At 62.4% G+C, this 14,981-nt stretch carries 14 protein-coding genes; 6 read left to right on the forward strand and 8 right to left on the reverse strand.

Annotated features, from left to right (window positions below):
- Positions 1-3,857 (reverse strand): NAD-glutamate dehydrogenase (locus NKJ91_RS27790; RefSeq protein WP_352458077.1); only part of this gene is annotated, 3,857 nt, incomplete at its 3' end.
- Between the two features lie 130 nt (positions 3,858-3,987).
- Here NKJ91_RS27790 and NKJ91_RS27795 point away from each other — a divergent pair.
- The gene (locus NKJ91_RS27795; RefSeq protein ID WP_352458078.1) at positions 3,988-4,551 is read left to right on the forward strand and encodes a peroxidase-related enzyme; all 564 of its coding nucleotides are present in this window, start codon (positions 3,988-3,990) and stop codon (positions 4,549-4,551) included.
- 137 nt (positions 4,552-4,688) lie between these two features.
- Positions 4,689-5,012 carry a YciI family protein gene (locus tag NKJ91_RS27800; protein WP_023678126.1) on the forward strand — a complete coding sequence of 108 codons (324 nt, stop codon included), beginning with the start codon at positions 4,689-4,691 and terminating at the stop codon, positions 5,010-5,012.
- A 9-nt stretch (positions 5,013-5,021) separates the two neighbouring features.
- Here NKJ91_RS27800 and NKJ91_RS27805 read toward each other — a convergent pair whose 3' ends face one another.
- Positions 5,022-5,636 (reverse strand): LysE family translocator, encoded by a 615-nt coding sequence (locus tag NKJ91_RS27805; RefSeq protein WP_352458079.1) that lies wholly within the window; start codon positions 5,634-5,636, stop codon positions 5,022-5,024.
- 393 nt (positions 5,637-6,029) lie between these two features.
- Here NKJ91_RS27805 and NKJ91_RS27810 point away from each other — a divergent pair, with 393 nt between their 5' ends.
- Positions 6,030-6,656: a DUF1062 domain-containing protein gene (locus NKJ91_RS27810; RefSeq protein ID WP_352458080.1), complete on the forward strand. Its 627-nt coding sequence runs from the start codon at positions 6,030-6,032 to the stop codon at positions 6,654-6,656.
- Positions 6,657-6,702: 46 nt separating this feature from the next.
- Here the strand turns inward: NKJ91_RS27810 and NKJ91_RS27815 are convergent, their stop codons facing one another.
- Together NKJ91_RS27815 and typA are read right to left on the reverse strand one after the other, a co-directional pair.
- Positions 6,703-6,912: a hypothetical protein gene (locus tag NKJ91_RS27815; protein WP_352458081.1), complete on the reverse strand. Its 210-nt coding sequence runs from the start codon at positions 6,910-6,912 to the stop codon at positions 6,703-6,705.
- A gap of 16 nt (positions 6,913-6,928) precedes the next feature.
- Positions 6,929-8,758, reverse strand: a complete 1,830-nt coding sequence (gene typA / locus NKJ91_RS27820) for a translational GTPase TypA (protein WP_023678130.1) — start codon at positions 8,756-8,758, stop codon at positions 6,929-6,931.
- Between the two features lie 198 nt (positions 8,759-8,956).
- On the opposite strand from typA, the gene NKJ91_RS27825 reads away from it, so the two are divergent.
- Complete coding sequence (locus NKJ91_RS27825) at positions 8,957-9,238, forward strand: hypothetical protein (RefSeq protein ID WP_352451242.1); 282 nt, start codon at positions 8,957-8,959, stop codon at positions 9,236-9,238.
- 46 nt (positions 9,239-9,284) lie between these two features.
- Here the strand turns inward: NKJ91_RS27825 and NKJ91_RS27830 are convergent, their stop codons facing one another.
- Together NKJ91_RS27830 and NKJ91_RS27835 are read right to left on the reverse strand one after the other, a co-directional pair.
- Positions 9,285-10,859, reverse strand: coding sequence for an alkaline phosphatase D family protein (locus NKJ91_RS27830; protein WP_352458082.1), 1,575 nt, complete (start codon positions 10,857-10,859; stop codon positions 9,285-9,287).
- Positions 10,860-11,136: 277 nt separating this feature from the next.
- Positions 11,137-12,420, reverse strand: coding sequence for an MFS transporter (locus NKJ91_RS27835; RefSeq protein WP_352458083.1), 1,284 nt, complete (start codon positions 12,418-12,420; stop codon positions 11,137-11,139).
- An 82-nt stretch (positions 12,421-12,502) separates the two neighbouring features.
- Here NKJ91_RS27835 and NKJ91_RS27840 point away from each other — a divergent pair, with 82 nt between their 5' ends.
- The gene (locus NKJ91_RS27840) at positions 12,503-13,108 is read left to right on the forward strand and encodes a TetR/AcrR family transcriptional regulator (RefSeq protein ID WP_352458084.1); all 606 of its coding nucleotides are present in this window, start codon (positions 12,503-12,505) and stop codon (positions 13,106-13,108) included.
- A 98-nt stretch (positions 13,109-13,206) separates the two neighbouring features.
- Positions 13,207-13,797: a hypothetical protein gene (locus NKJ91_RS27845; protein ID WP_352458085.1), complete on the forward strand. Its 591-nt coding sequence runs from the start codon at positions 13,207-13,209 to the stop codon at positions 13,795-13,797.
- Between the two features lie 17 nt (positions 13,798-13,814).
- Here NKJ91_RS27845 and ppa read toward each other — a convergent pair whose 3' ends face one another.
- Positions 13,815-14,345 carry an inorganic diphosphatase gene (gene ppa, locus NKJ91_RS27850; protein WP_352451245.1) on the reverse strand — a complete coding sequence of 177 codons (531 nt, stop codon included), beginning with the start codon at positions 14,343-14,345 and terminating at the stop codon, positions 13,815-13,817.
- A gap of 116 nt (positions 14,346-14,461) precedes the next feature.
- Positions 14,462-14,968, reverse strand: coding sequence for a GNAT family N-acetyltransferase (locus NKJ91_RS27855; protein WP_023678138.1), 507 nt, complete (start codon positions 14,966-14,968; stop codon positions 14,462-14,464).
- Between the last annotated feature and the right edge of the window lie 13 nt (positions 14,969-14,981).

The raw sequence follows: 14,981 nt of genomic DNA on the forward strand, positions 1-14,981 counted from the left end.
TTTTGTATAAGAGCCTGGGCATGCAGCCCGGCGCGCGGGGCCGGGGGGCGGGGCGCGCCGCGCGCTCCGCGCGCGCAAACACCCGCCGGCGACGGCAGCGTCTCGACGGCACGGTCGAGCAGCCCGCGCGCCTCGAGCGCCGCCATGAAGCGGCTCTGATGGGCAATGTCGGCAAGGCCGCGCTTGCGAGCAAGGGACAGCGCCAGCGTCTGCTGGTAATTGTTGGACAGCACCAGGGCGCTGACCTCGTCGGTCATCTCGGCCAGCAATTTGTTGCGCGCTGGCCGCGTCAGCGATCCCTTCCGCATGGCGGAAGCCAGCGCGATCTTGATGTTGACCTCGACGTCTGAGCAGTTCACGCCGCCCGAATTGTCGATCGCATCTGAGTTGCAGCGGCCGCCATTCACTCCGAATTCGATGCGCGCCCGCTGCGTGACGCCGAGATTGGCGCCTTCACCGATGACCTTGGCACGCAGGTCGAGCGCGGTGATGCGGATCGCGTCATTGGCACGGTCGCCGACGTCCTGGTTGGTCTCGCCCGATGCCCTGACATAGGTGCCGATGCCGCCGAACCACAAAAGATCTGCCGGCGCCTTGAGGATGGCACTCATGATCTCGACCGGCGTGGCCGTTGTCTTGCCGAGGCCGATAGCTGCAGCCGCGGCGGCCGGCAAGGTGATCGACTTCTGGCTGCGCGAGACGATGATGCCGCCTTCGGACAGCTTCGTCTTATCGTAATCCTGCCAGCTTGAGCGGGCGAGAGCGAACATACGCCGGCGCTCGGCCATCGAAGCGGCCATGTCGGGATCGGGATCGATGAAGATGTCGCGATGATCGAAGGCGGCGATCAGCCGGGTCTGCTCCGACAGCAGCATGCCGTTGCCGAACACGTCACCCGACATGTCGCCAACGCCGATGGCGGTGAACGGCGTGGTTTGGATGTCGCGGTTCATCTCGCGGAAATGCCGCTTGACCGCTTCCCAGGCGCCCTTGGCGGTGATGCCCATCTTCTTGTGGTCGTAGCCGGCCGAACCGCCGCTGGCGAAAGCGTCGTCGAGCCAGAAGCCGTGCCTTTCGCTGATGGCGTTGGCGATGTCCGAGAAGGTCGCCGTGCCCTTGTCCGCGGCGACGACGAAATACGGATCATCCTGATCGCGCCGCACGACGCCGGCTGGCGGGATGACGCCGTCCAGCCCGATATTGTCGGTGATCGACAACAGGCTGGAAACGTAATTCTTGTAGGCGGCCGTGCCGGCCTCGAAAATTGCGTCGCGCCCGGCGCTCATCGGCAGCTTTTTCGGGTAGAAGCCGCCCTTGGCGCCAACCGGCACGATCACCGCATTCTTGACCTGCTGTGCCTTGACCAGGCCGAGCACCTCGGTGCGATAGTCCTGCGCACGGTCCGACCAGCGCAGGCCGCCGCGCGCGACCGGGCCGAAGCGCAGATGCACACCCTCGACCTCGGAGCCGTAGACGAAGATCTCCCGCCATGGCCGCGGCGCCGGCAGCCCGTCGACCGATTGCGAATCGAGCTTGATCGCCAGCGATTGGCCTTTCCGTTTCGTATCGGCAACGAAATGATTGGTGCGCAGCGAGGCTTCGATCAGATTCAGATAACGGCGGATGATGGTGTCGTCGTCAATGTTGGGAACGTCTTCCAGCGCATCCGTGATCTTGGCTTTCAGATGTTTGGCCTGAACGACGCCTTCCGTCTCGGCCGTCGGGCTGAGGCGGGCGACAAACAGCGCATGCAGGCCGCGGGCGATCTCGGGATAACGGTTGAGTGCGGCGGCGATGAAATCCTGGCTCTGCGGGATGCCGGCCTGCTGCAGATAGCGGCCATAGGCGCGCAGGACGGTGATCTCGCCCGACCACAGGCCGGCGGTCTGGGCAAGGCCGTTATAGCCGTCATTGTCGACATCGCCGCGCCAGACGGAAAGGAACGCATCCTCGAACAGCGCGCCGCCATTGCCGAGGTCGATCGGCCTGCCGTAGCTGTTCTCGAGTTCCATGTCGTGGATGAAGACCATGCCGGGCTGATCACTATTGATCATGCCGGATTGAATGTCGCCGACCTCGAAAGTGCGCTCGCTGATGACGCGGAAACCGATGTTTTCCAGCACGGGCACGCGCCGCGACAGCGCCACCGGGCTGCCATGGTGATAGATCTTCAGCGCCGCCTGATGCGGCTTCTGGACGGTGTGACGGTAATAGTCGATGGCGATCGGATTTGACGCATCGAGCTTGGCGATGCGCCCGGCGTCGGCCAGCGCCACGGCCGGCGGAAAACTGTCGCGATAACTTTCCGAAAAACGCGAGGCGATGGCCGTGAGTCTCGCATCGGCGCCGGTCTCTGTCGCGGTCTCGCGCAGTGCATCGTCCCAGGTCCGTACGATGTCGCGGATCGCCGCCTCGATCGTCGCCTGCTCGACCTTCGGCGTCTTGCCGCCGGAGCGGCCGATGATGAAATGGACGCGCGCCAGCCCGCCTTCCGGGAAGGCCGGATAATAGGCCGACAGCCGGCCTTCGAAGACGGTCTTCAGATAGGTGCCGATCTTCTCGCGCACGACGCTGTCGTAGCGGTCGCGCGGCACGAAGACGAGCACGGAGACGAAGCGGTCGAACTGGTCGACACGCACCAATGCCCTGACGCGCGGTCGCTCGATCAAGCCCAGTATGGCTTCGGCATGCTTGCGCAGGATCGGCACCGGAACCTGGAACAGCTCGTCGCGCGGATAGCTCTCCAGCACGTTGATCAAAGCTTTGCCGGAATGGTCGCTTGGATTGAAGCCGGATTTGGCAATGACGGTTTCCGCCTTCGAGCGCAGGTAGGGGATTTTCATCACCGAGCGCGTATAGGCAGTCGAGGTGAACATGCCGACGATACGGAGCTCGCCTGAAAGCACGCCTTTGCCGGTGTAGGTCTTGACGCCAATGTAGTCGAGGTAGATGCGGCGGTGCACCGATGACTTGGCGTTGGCCTTGGTGACGATCAGCGGTTCCGGCCCATGCAGGAAGGCACGGATTTCCGGCGTCGTGCTCACCGCTTCGGTGCCGCGCCTGAGCACCAGCACGTCGGGATCGGAAAGGATGCCGAGGCCGGGCTTTTCGGCGCGCTCGAGCATGCCGCTCGTCTCGCCGCCAGTGTAGTTGAATTCGCGCATGCCGAGAAAGGTGAAATTGTCGTCGCGCAGCCATTCGAGGAAGGCGATCGCCTCGGTGACATGGGCCTTGTCGAGCGGCACTGGCGAGTAGCGGAATTCCGAGATCGCCTGGTCGAGGCGGGCAAGCATCGGCTTCCAGTCGGTGACGGCGGCTCGCACCTGGCCGAGCAGCTTCGTCAGGCGTGCGGCCAGGCCTTCGGCCTGCCCGGCCGAAAGGCGGCCGATATGGACATGGATGACGCTCAGTCGGTCATGGCTGTGGTCGCCCTTGGCATAACCGCCATCGCCGAGGATTTCCTCGACGCCGTTCTTGCCGTGCCTGACGACTATGACCGGATGAGTAACCAGCAGCGGCTCGCCGGCGCTTTCTGTAATCTCGCCGAGGACGGAATCGAACAGGAACGGCATGTTGTCGTTGACGACGGTGATCACCGTGATCGGCCGGCCCTGGCGGACGACACCGGAATCAACGTCTATGGCAACGACGCAGTCGTCCTTCTTGTGCCTGGCTACTGCGCGGCCGGCGAGTTCGGCAGCGCGTTCGAGATCGATGACGTCGTAGGCGGCGACATCTTCGGCCGGAGCTCGGGCCAGCAAGTAGTCGGCAAGCCTGCCGGGCTTTTCGCCACCCGCGGCTTCACCCCTCGTCACGCCGGCTTTTTTCAACCGGCTCGCTGACTTTACGCTGGCCATGAGTCCCTCCCGTCACATGTTTTTGCGGCTATGCTAACAGATGACGGGTATTTGGCGACAAAGGTTTGACGGCTTGCGACGAAATGTCGGAATTCATCGGCAGCCTGGCGAAAACGAGGAGAAATCCGCCATGACGGAGAAAATTACCGCGCTTGACCTGGCACCGGCGGAGCTGAGCGACGCGACCAAGGCCTATTTCGCCAAGTGCCGGGAGAAGCTCGGCCTCGTTCCCAATGTGCTGCTCGCCTATGCCTTCGACGAGAAGAAGCTGCGCGCTTTCACCGACATGTACAATGATTTGATGCTGGGTGAATCCGGCCTGTCGAAACTCGAGCGCGAGATGATCGCGGTGGCCGTCTCGTCGGTCAACCATTGCTACTATTGCCTGGTCGCGCATGGCGCGGCGGTGCGCCAGCTTTCCGGCGACCCGGCCTTCGGCGAGATGATGGTGATGAATTTTCGCGCCTCCGAGCTGTCGGACAGGCAACGCGCCATGCTTGAGTTCGCGGTGAAGCTGACCGGGCAGCCGGCAAAGATCGTCGAAGCGGACCGGGCGGCGCTGCGGCAAGTCGGCTTTTCCGACCGCGACATCTGGGACGTCGCCTCGACCGCGGCGTTCTTCAACATGTCGAACCGGCTGGCATCGGCAATCGACATGCGGCCGAACGATGAATACCATGCGATGGCGCGATAGGGCACCGCCGTTGCGAGCCAACCGCACATTATATTAGCTACTTCGCATTCTCGTTGCTTGTTTGCCGGTTTGGTCCGATGATTGGCATGCGGCATGACCGCATGCCGGTTCGATGCCGCCGATCAAAGGAGGAGAACATGGCGAAATTTCTCTACGTCTATCACGGCTCGGGCAAGATGCCGACCGAGGAGGCCGAACGGAAGGCAGCGATGGATGCCTGGAACGGCTGGTACGGCAAGCTTGGCTCAGCCGTGGTCGACGGTGGCAATCCAGTCGGCATGTCGAAGACCCTGCTGCCCGGCGGCAAGGTCGAGAACAATGGCGGTAGCAATCCGACCGCCGGTTACACCATCATCGAAGCGAAAGACATCGACGATGCCGTCGGCAAAGCCAAGGATTGTCCTATCCTGACGGACCCGGGTTTCAGCGTCGAGATTGCGCCGATAATCGAAATGGGTTGACGCGCCGGCTCAGGACCGCGCCGCGATAGCCGCCGCAGCGCCGGCCATGGTTCCGGCGCTGACGCGGTTGGCGATCTTCATCGCCCGCTTGCTTTTGAGCAGCTTGCGCGCCTGTGATGCGGCGAGCACCCAGGTCAAATCGATAGCGACCAGGACAACGGCCATGGTCGCGGTCAGTTCGACCCAGCCGATCATGCTGACCGAACCGAGGTCGATGATGGTCGGCAGCAGCGCCAGGTAGAACATCATGATCTTCGGGTTGCCGAGCGTCACCGCCATGCCGGCAAAGAACAGCTTGGTAGGCGAATCTTCGCGCGGCAGCGAACCTTCTTTTGCCTCGACCGGCGCCGTCCACATCTTCCAGGCCAGCCAGGCGAGATAAGCAACGCCGACCCATTTCACGACGACAAAGGCAAAATGGAACGTCTGCGCCACCACGGCGAGGCCAAACACCGCCAGGGACAGCCAGATCGCTTCGCCGATCCACATGGCAAGCAGGAACGGAAACACGTCGCGAAACCCTTTCGAGATGACCCGCGCCACAAGAGCGGCGATCGATGGGCCGGGCGAGCCGGCTGCAACAAGCAGGGCGCCGGCAAAAATCAGCAGCGACGTGAAATGCATGACGCGGTCTCGTTTGAAATGTTTGGGTCGTTCAACATAACCCAACTGTTCCGGCGACGGTAGCGTCTACCGAAAGAAGGCTTGTCGGCCAGGCACCTCACGGCTAGAGATGTCGTTCCGAAATCCTTTCCGAGCTTCACTTTGCCTACGTAACCGCCGGTCTCGTCAACTCCCCCAACACAGAGCAGGGCGTCGCAGTCGCGATGCCTGTTTTCACATCATGTGTTCCTCGGGTGGCGGTTCGAGACCGGTTTGGCACTGCTGAACCGCTGTCGCGCATAACCACCCGCGACACCTGATTTCCAACTGCCGCAGTCTTTCGCCACGCCGTGCCCGCAAGGGTTCTCGATATCGCCGATCTGACGAACTTCCCGACGGGAAGGGCTTTTCGGCATGCCTTCGATACTGCGTATCCGCTGGGCGATCACACCCAAGACCGCACCTCGACCTCACCTCAACTGCAATCGCTGCGGCGGCCTGAAAGCCTATCGCTGCAGCGGCAAATTCCGGGTCAATGCCAACGGCAAGCGCATTGACGCCTGGTTGATCTACCGCTGCATCGACTGCGACAATTCCTGGAATTTCGGCATTCTGGAGCGCTGCAGCCGCCGCGATATCGAACCGACAATATTGCAGGCGCTCGAAAGCAATGATCCGGTCCTGGCGCGGCGCCATGCTTTCGATGTTGCCGCATTGCGAAGCAGGATCGGGCGCGTCGAGGAGTTTCCCGAAGCCATCGTTCATAAGCAGGTGCTCGGGGACAGGCCGGAAAATACCAGCGCTCTCGAACTTCAGCTCTGGCTCGAAATGCCGACAACGCTGCGGCTCGACCGGTTGCTGGCCAGCGAACTCGGTGTCCCGCGATCGCGGCTACAGGTTTGGGAAGAGAAGCGATTGCTGGTGGTTGGTCCGGACGGGGCCAAAGCCTTGCGCCGTCCGGCGCGGGCGGGAACGGCGATCCGGATCCACCTGTCTGGCGAACCAGACCGGGACGAAATCATTTCGGCTGCAGGTGGATGAGGCGACGGCAAGGGAATCCGTAATCAGAGACAGTTACGGCCAGGGGTCAGTCGCCCTCTTTGGAGGCCGAGCCAATCAAACCCTTGGCCGCATCGAGATCGCTGTCGGCGACTTGCACATGGATCAAGCCAAGCCTGCCCGTGTCGAGAAGATAATTCGCGAGAGCATAAATTCCATACGCGTCGAGCATCGACACGCAAACTTCGGCCTCGGGTCGATTGTCGTATATGCCAGCCGTGACGAGTTTACCGCTCATTGCGCGGTATTGCCCTTTATGCCGCGCCGACCACTTTCGCCGACTTCTCAAAACGCTTGCGCTCGTTCGGATCGAGATAGAGCTTGCGCAGGCGGATGGTCTTCGGCGTCACTTCGACCAGCTCGTCGTCCTGGATCCAGGCCAGCGCGCGTTCCAGCGTCATGCGGATCGGCGGTGTCAGCTTCACCGCCTCGTCCTTGCCGGCGGCGCGGATGTTGGTCAGCTTCTTGCCCTTGAGCACGTTGACTTCGAGGTCGTTGTCCCTGGAATGGATGCCGATGATCATGCCCTGATAGACCTTGACGCCGGGGTCGATGACCATCGGGCCGCGGTCTTCCAGGTTCCACATGGCGTACGCCACCGATTCACCCTGTTCATTGGAGATCAGCACGCCGTTGGTACGGCCCGGCAGCTCACCCTTGTAAGGTTCATAGGCATGGAACAGCCGGTTCATCACAGCGGTGCCGCGCGTGTCGGTCAACAGTTCCGACTGGTAGCCGATCAGGCCGCGCGTCGGTGCGTGAAAGACGATGCGCTGGCGATTGCCGCCCGAAGGGCGAAGCTCGACCATCTCGGCCTTGCGCTCCGACATCTTCTGCACGACGACGCCGGCATGCTCCTCGTCGACGTCGATGACGACTTCCTCGACCGGCTCCAGCAATTCGCCGCTGTCGCCCTTCTGCATGACGACGCGCGGCCGCGACACGGCGATCTCAAAACCTTCGCGGCGCATCGTCTCGATCAGCACGGCCAGCTGCAATTCGCCGCGGCCGGAGACGAAGAACGAATCCTTGTCCGGCGATTCCTCGATCTTCAGCGCGACATTGCCTTCGGCCTCGCGCAGCAGGCGGTCGCGGATGACGCGGCTGGTCACCTTGTCGCCTTCGGTGCCGGCCAGCGGGGAATCATTGACCAGGAACGACATCGTCACGGTCGGCGGATCGATCGGCTGCGCATGCAGCGGTTCCGTCACCGACGGGTCGCAGAACGTGTCGGCGACGGTGCCCTTCGACAGACCGGCAATAGCGACGATGTCGCCCGCCTGCGCCTCGTCGATGGGCTGGCGCTCGAGCCCGCGGAAAGCGAGGATCTTCGAGATTCGGCCGGTTTCGACCTGGGTGCCGTCATGGTGCAGCACCTTGACCGCCTGGTTGGATTTCAGCGTGCCGGATTCGATACGGCCGGTGATGATGCGGCCGAGGAACGGATTGGCTTCCAGGATGGTACCGATCATGCGGAACGGGCCGGGATGAACGGTCGGCGCCGGCACGTGCTTGATGACGAGGTCGAACAGCGGCGCCAGAGCCTGGTCCTTCGGACCTTCGGGGTTTTCCGAAACCCAGCCGTCGCGGCCTGAACCATAAAGGATAGGGAAGTCGAGCTGCTCGTCGGTAGCGTCAAGTGCTGCAAAAAGATCGAACACCTCGTTGACCACTTCGACGTGGCGGGCATCTGGCCGGTCGATCTTGTTGATGACGACGATCGGCTTCAGTCCAACCTTGAGTGCCTTGCCGACCACGAATTTGGTCTGCGGCATCGGCCCCTCTGCGGCGTCGACCAGCACGATGGCCGAATCCACCATCGACAGAATGCGCTCGACCTCGCCGCCGAAGTCGGCGTGGCCGGGCGTGTCGACGATGTTGATTCGGGTGTCCTTCCAGTCGACCGAGGTCGCCTTGGCCAGGATGGTGATGCCGCGTTCCTTTTCGAGGTCGTTCGAATCCATGGCGCGCTCGGCGACGCGCTGGTTGTCGCGGAACGAGCCGGACTGTTTCAGAAGCTGGTCGACGAGGGTGGTTTTTCCATGGTCGACGTGCGCGATGATCGCGATATTGCGGATTTTCATGTTTCGGTCTCGGGAGCGTTGCAGGCAGCAGGCCAAAAGGCGCTGCCTCTTTCGGTTGGGCGGCTCATACAGGGTTTTTCGCAATTGCGAAAGAGGAGGCGAGCCACCAAATAAAGTCACCAAATCTTAAATGTCTTGGTGTGAAGTGGAATTATTAACCAAGGCGGAACCTTTCATGGTCCGGACAGTTCGAATTTCATGATCGAGATAGGCATCAAACTCCGGCCGATTTTGGCATGTACCGCGCTCGCCGTCCTCCTCGCGGCCGGCGCGGCGCAGTCGGCGGCGTCGTTCAAGGAGACGCGGTCTGCTTTGCCGTCCGACAAGCCGTCGGCGGAGCAGCTTTTTGCCGATGCTCCCGATGGCGTCGATCCGGTGGTGACCGGGCCGGTCAGCGCCGCCTTCAAGCAGCGGCAGCAAAATGCCGGATGCGACAGCGCCGTCTGGCCCAACATTCCCGTCGTCTGCTATCCCGATTGATATACGTCCTACCCTCGGGCTGGCCCGAGGGTAGTGACGCCGTCGCTCACGCCGACCGCACCGGATCGAGCGTGACCTTGTAGAGTTCGCTGTCGTCGCGATCCATCAGCCGCACCGTCAACTGCTCGGTGGCGCCCTCGATTTCGACGAGCCCGAAGAACTGCAGGCCGGCCGAAGGCGCCAGGTTTTGACCCTGTTCGGCAGTTGGTGCCTTTATGAACTTCAGCTCCGGGCCGAATGTCATATCGAAACCATTAGGCCCGAACGTGCCGGAATGGATCGGACCCGAAACGAATTCCCAAAACGGATTGAAGTCCTGGAACTGCGCCTTGTCCGGATTGTAGTAATGCGCGGCTGTGTAATGCACGTCTGCGGTGAGCCAGACAGTGTTGCTGATACCCGCATTCTTTATATAGCGAAGAAGGTCGGCAATTTCCAGTTCACGCCCTTTGGCCGGGCCATTGTCGCCATTGCTGACCGCCTCGGCCCCTACCTTCTTGGTGCCGTCGTTCCAGACGACGAGGCCGAGCGGCATGTCGGCGGCGATGATTTTCCAGGTTGCGTTGGAATTCGCCAGTTCACGCTTCAGCCACTTGATCTGCTGTTCACCGAGGATGCGCGATTGCGGCGTCATCGTCTCCTGCATATCCGGACCGTTGGGGCCGCGGTAGGAACGCATGTCGAGGAAGAACACGTCGAGCAGCGGACCATAGGCGATCTTGCGGTAGACGCGGCCGGGCTCCGACGGCTCGTAACGGATCGTCGTCATTTCGTGGAAGGCGCGCGCCGCACGTGCCGCCAGCACATGGATGGATTTTTCAGTGTAGCGATCGTCGGCGCTCAGGTCCTTCGAGTCCGACCAGTTGTTCAGCACCTCGTGGTCATCCCACTGATAGAAGGTCGGACAGATGGCGCTGAGCGCCAGCACATGCCTGTCCATCATGTTGTATTTCCACTGCGCCCGGTATTCGTCCAGCGTCTCGGCAACCTTGCGCTTCTCGTCGATCAGCACTTTGTTTTTCCACTTGCCGCCGTTGGGCAGGTCGACCTCGTCCTTCATCGCACCATCGGCATAGATCGTATCGCCCGAATGCAGGAAGAAGTCGGGCGCGTGCTTGGCAATGGTGGCGTAGGTCTTCATGCCGGTCTCGTCGATGCCCCAGCCTTGGCCGGCGGTGTCGCCCGACCAGGCAAAGCGAATGTCGCGCTTCGAGGCAGGTGCCGTGCGGAAGCGGCCGACGACCGGCTCGGAAACGGCGTTGATGTCGGCAAGATCGGCCGCGACCATGCGGTAGAAGATGTCCTGGTCGGAGGCGAGATCGGTAAGCAGCCGCTTCACGGTATAATCGCTGGCCGGCGAGGTATCGAGCGGCGCCAGGCGGACGGCATTGGTGAAGCTTTCGGTCGGCGACACCTCGAACATGACGCGCGACGGCCGGTCGGTGCGTGTCCAGACCATGCCGCTGGTGGCGTCGACGTCGCCGGACTGGATGCCATGGGTGAACGCCGGGCGCTGATTGGCGCGCGAGTAATAGGGAAGGGCGAGGCCCGAGGCGCCGACCAGGCCAACGGCGCTGGCCGACGTGACGAAAGCGCGCCGCGTCATCGATATCTTGTTCATGGCTGTCTCCTGGATGGCATTGAACGTCGCCGCCAAGCTCCAGCTTCAATGTTTCAGGCACATTTCGAAACGATGAAGGTTTGATAACAGTGAACAGGCTGGCGAATCTCCCTCCTTGAGGGGGAGATGTCGCCGAAGGCGACAGAAGGGGGTCGTCTCGCATGGAGCACCGACCTCTTGTGCCTGCGATAAGGGGCCGAGCCCGGTTGGACCGCCCCCATCAGGCTGCTTCGCGGCCATCTCCCCGTCGGGGAGATTAGCGCTCAGCCGTCGCAGCTCAAGCCGGCTGCGGTTCCGGATCAAACGCCGGGCGGCTGGTGTTGATCAGCAGCGAGATGCAGGCGGCGGCTATTGCCGTCATGCCGGCGATCAGGAAGGCAAGCTGATAGTTGCCCTGAAGCTCACGCATGGTGCCACCGAAGGCAGCGGCGGTTGCCGCACCCACCTGATGGCCGGCGACGATCCAGCCGAAGACGATCGGCCCGCTGCGGTCGCCGAACGCCTCGTTGGAAAGCCTGAGCGTCGGCGGCACCGTGGCGATCCAGTCCAGTCCGTAAAACACCGCGAAGATGATCAGGCTGGTCGCCGAGAAGCCGGAATAGGGCAAATAGATCAGCGACAGGCCGCGAATACCGTAATAGACGCCGAGCAGCTTGCGCGGGTCGAAACGGTCGGTAAGCCAGCCCGACAGCGTCGTGCCGATAAGATCGAAGATGCCCATCATCGAGAGCAGGCCTGCAGCCTGCACTTCGCCGATGCCCATATCGCCGCAAAAGGCGATCAGGTGCGTGCCGACCAACCCGTTGGTGGTGAAGCCGCAAACGAAGAAGGTGGCGAACAGATACCAAAAGACGCGCGTGCCGGCGGCGCGGCGCAGCGTGCTCATCGTATGCGCGAGGAAATTGCCTTGCGCGGCAGGTGGTGACGGCGGCACGTCGTCGAGCTCGGCGCCATAGCGCACCATGCCGATGGAGGCCGGCCGCTCCGGCACCAGCAGCCAGACCAGCGGCAGCAGGCAGGCGGTGGCAACCGAGACCGCGATGACAACCGGCCTCCAGCCGCCCGACTGGGCGAGCGAGGCGAGCAGCGGCAGGAAGACCAGCAGCCCGGTGGCACTGGACGCCGACATCAGTCCCATCACCAAGCCGCGATTGGTCTTGAACCAGCGGTTGACGATGGTCGCGCCGAGCACGGTGGCGACGGCGCCCGAGCTGACGCCGGAAAACACGCCCCAGGTGAGGAGCAGATGCCACGGTTTGGTCATCAACAGGCTGAGCGCGGTCGATCCCGACATCAATAGCAGCGCGGCAAGCAAGGTGCGGCGCAGCCCGATCCGCTCCATCAGCGCCGCGGCAAACGGCCCGGTCAGGCCATAGAGGAAGATGCCGGTGGCCGCCGCCAGCGACACCACGTCGCGCCGCCAGCCGAAACTGTTCTCCAGCGGCAGCATCATGACCGCCGGCGCCGAACGCAGGCCCGCTGCGATCAGCAGGCAGAGGAAGATGACGGCGACCACGACGAAAGCGTAGCGCTGGCCAAACGGGCGGGATTGAGCTATCATGTTACTGACCGGTACGTTGCAGGAGCGCGAAACATACGTACCGACCGGTAACATTGTCAACCAGCTAACCGGCAGACCAGGCATGAAAAGCATTGAACCAACGATCAAGGCGAATGACGCACCGCCGCCTCGCGCCGCCGAACGGATTCTCCAGGTGGCGCGAGACCTGTTCTACCGGCAAGGCATCAGGGCGATCGGCGTCGACGAGATCGTGCGGCGTGCCGGCGTCACCAAGCCCAGCCTCTACCGCAGCTTTCCGTCCAAGGACGAGCTGGCCGCATCCTACCTCCGGCACTATGACCTCGAATTCTGGGAGCGTTTCGACGAGGCGGTGGATGCCCATCCCGGCGATCCGCGCGCGCAGATCGTCGCTTTCCTAACGCGCGTCGGCAAGCGCACGCAAAGGCCCGATTATCGCGGCTGCGGCATGACCAATGCCGCGGTCGAATATCCCGAACCTGGCCATCCGGCCCGCGTCGTGAGCGAAGCCAACAAGCAGGAATTGCGCCGCCGCCTGCGTGCCATGGCGGCGGCGATGGGCGCCGGCGACGCCGAGACGCTGGGCGACGGGCTGCTGCTCCTGATCGAGGGCGCCTATATCAGCGGCCAGCTGTTCGGTGCCGGCGGGCCGGCGCAGTCGGTGGCCCGCAACGCCGATCTTCTGATAGAGGCAAGTTTGAAGAAATAGTGTTCCGTTTTACCAGACCACTGTGCGCAGCCTGACTTCCTCTAGGCTGCTGCTAAATTTGACGGTACGCTGCGCCCCCCGAACTGAGTTGTTCCGCCATGCGCGCTCTCTTGATCCCGCTTGCCCTCGCCGGTTTCTGCCAGGCGGCCCGGGCCGGCGACATATCCAGCGTCTATACCGATCTCGATTGGGAGAAGGACTGCGTCACCTATGCCCAAGCGGAAGAAGGCGACGGGGACTGGGCCGATCTCGCCTGTTCGGGCTACCGCGGTTACCCGGTGCTGGTTTCCTACGACGATGCGCGGGAATCGCTGTTCTACGGCTTTCCACCTGGCGATATGACCACGGTCTGGGAAAGCTTTTCCGGTCTCAATTCGGCTGGACCCAAGGTGGAGTGGCGGATCGAAACCAACGGCAAAACTGCCATTCCCTTCGCCGTCATTCATCGTCGCTCGATCAGCGATACCGAGGGCGAGAACAAGTCGACGGAAGTGCTGATCGTCGCCAAGGTTGCCCAGCCTGGCGCCCACGAAGGCTGCACGATCGGCCTTGTGCTCGCCACCGGCAATCCCGCCGCCAACGATCAGGCGCGCAAGCTTGCCGACGAGAAGGCACGCACCTTCGCTTGCGGCAAGGACAAGCGTGAGGTGCTTGGCGACGCGCCCGCTTTCGGCCGCGTCGACAACTGATTATTTGCGCCCGACAATTACTTGCGCCTGGCCCGCTCGATTGCCTCGACGATCATCTTCTTGGCATAAGCCGCATCGTACCAGCCTTCGATCTTGACCCATTTGCCGGGTTCGAGATCCTTGTAGTGCTCGAAAAAGTGCTGCACTTGCTGGCGGGTGATGTCGGGCAATTGCGTGTATTCGTGGACGTCCTCGTAACGCAAGGTCAGCTTGGGTGAAGGCACCGCGATCACCTTCTCGTCCTGGCCCGCATTGTCCTCCATCACCAGCACGCCGATCGGCCGCACATTGATGACGCAGCCTGGCACCAGCGCGCGCGTGTTGCAGACTAGCACGTCGATCGGGTCGCCGTCGCCCGACAGCGTATGCGGTACGAAACCGTAATTGCCGGGATAACGCATCGACGTGTGAAGGAAGCGGTCGACGAACAGGGTGCCGGCTTCCTTGTCCATCTCGTACTTGATCGGCTCGCCGCCGATCGGCACCTCGATAATGACGTTGACGTCCTCGGGCGGGTTCTTTCCGCTGGCAATCGCTTCGATACGCATCGCTTTATCCCTCTCTCGATTGGAGATCGATAGCGGGCGACGGCGAATGGTGCAATGCGGCGAATGGTACGGGGAGATCGTCCGAACCGAAAACCGGCCGGATCATGCGCTGGCCATCATTCCCAGACGAAAGCGACCTTCTTCAGCGCCTTCTGCTCGAATATCTCGACGCCTTCGGCAACATCGCGGCCACCGGCGCCGGCATAGAAGGCAAGTGCGTTCTGATTGTCTTCCAGCGCCCAGACCACCATGCCTTTCAGGCCATGGTCGGCCAGCCGTGCCCGCGCGGCCGAGAACAGCCGGCTGCCGAGCCCGATGCCTTGATATTCCGGCCGCAGGTAAAGTTCGTAGATCTCGCCCTGCTGCCTGAGTTCGCGGGCGCGGTTCTTGCCGATCGTCGCATAGCCGGCAATTTTGCCGCCGATTTCGACGACCAGGACGGTGGCAGCGCGGCGAATGGCATTCGCCCACCAGTCGGCGCCGCGGCGGTTGATCATCGATGTCAGCGTGCGGTGCGGGATGATGCCCGAATAGGCGCCGCGCCAGGCCTCGAGATGCACGTCGGCGATGGCGGCTGCATCGCGCGGTTCGGCTTTCCTGATGTCGATGCTCAGCGTATTCATGATTGGTTAACCA

The sequence above is a fragment of the Mesorhizobium sp. M0040 genome (assembly GCF_040323505.1).
Classification (GTDB): domain Bacteria; phylum Pseudomonadota; class Alphaproteobacteria; order Rhizobiales; family Rhizobiaceae; genus Mesorhizobium.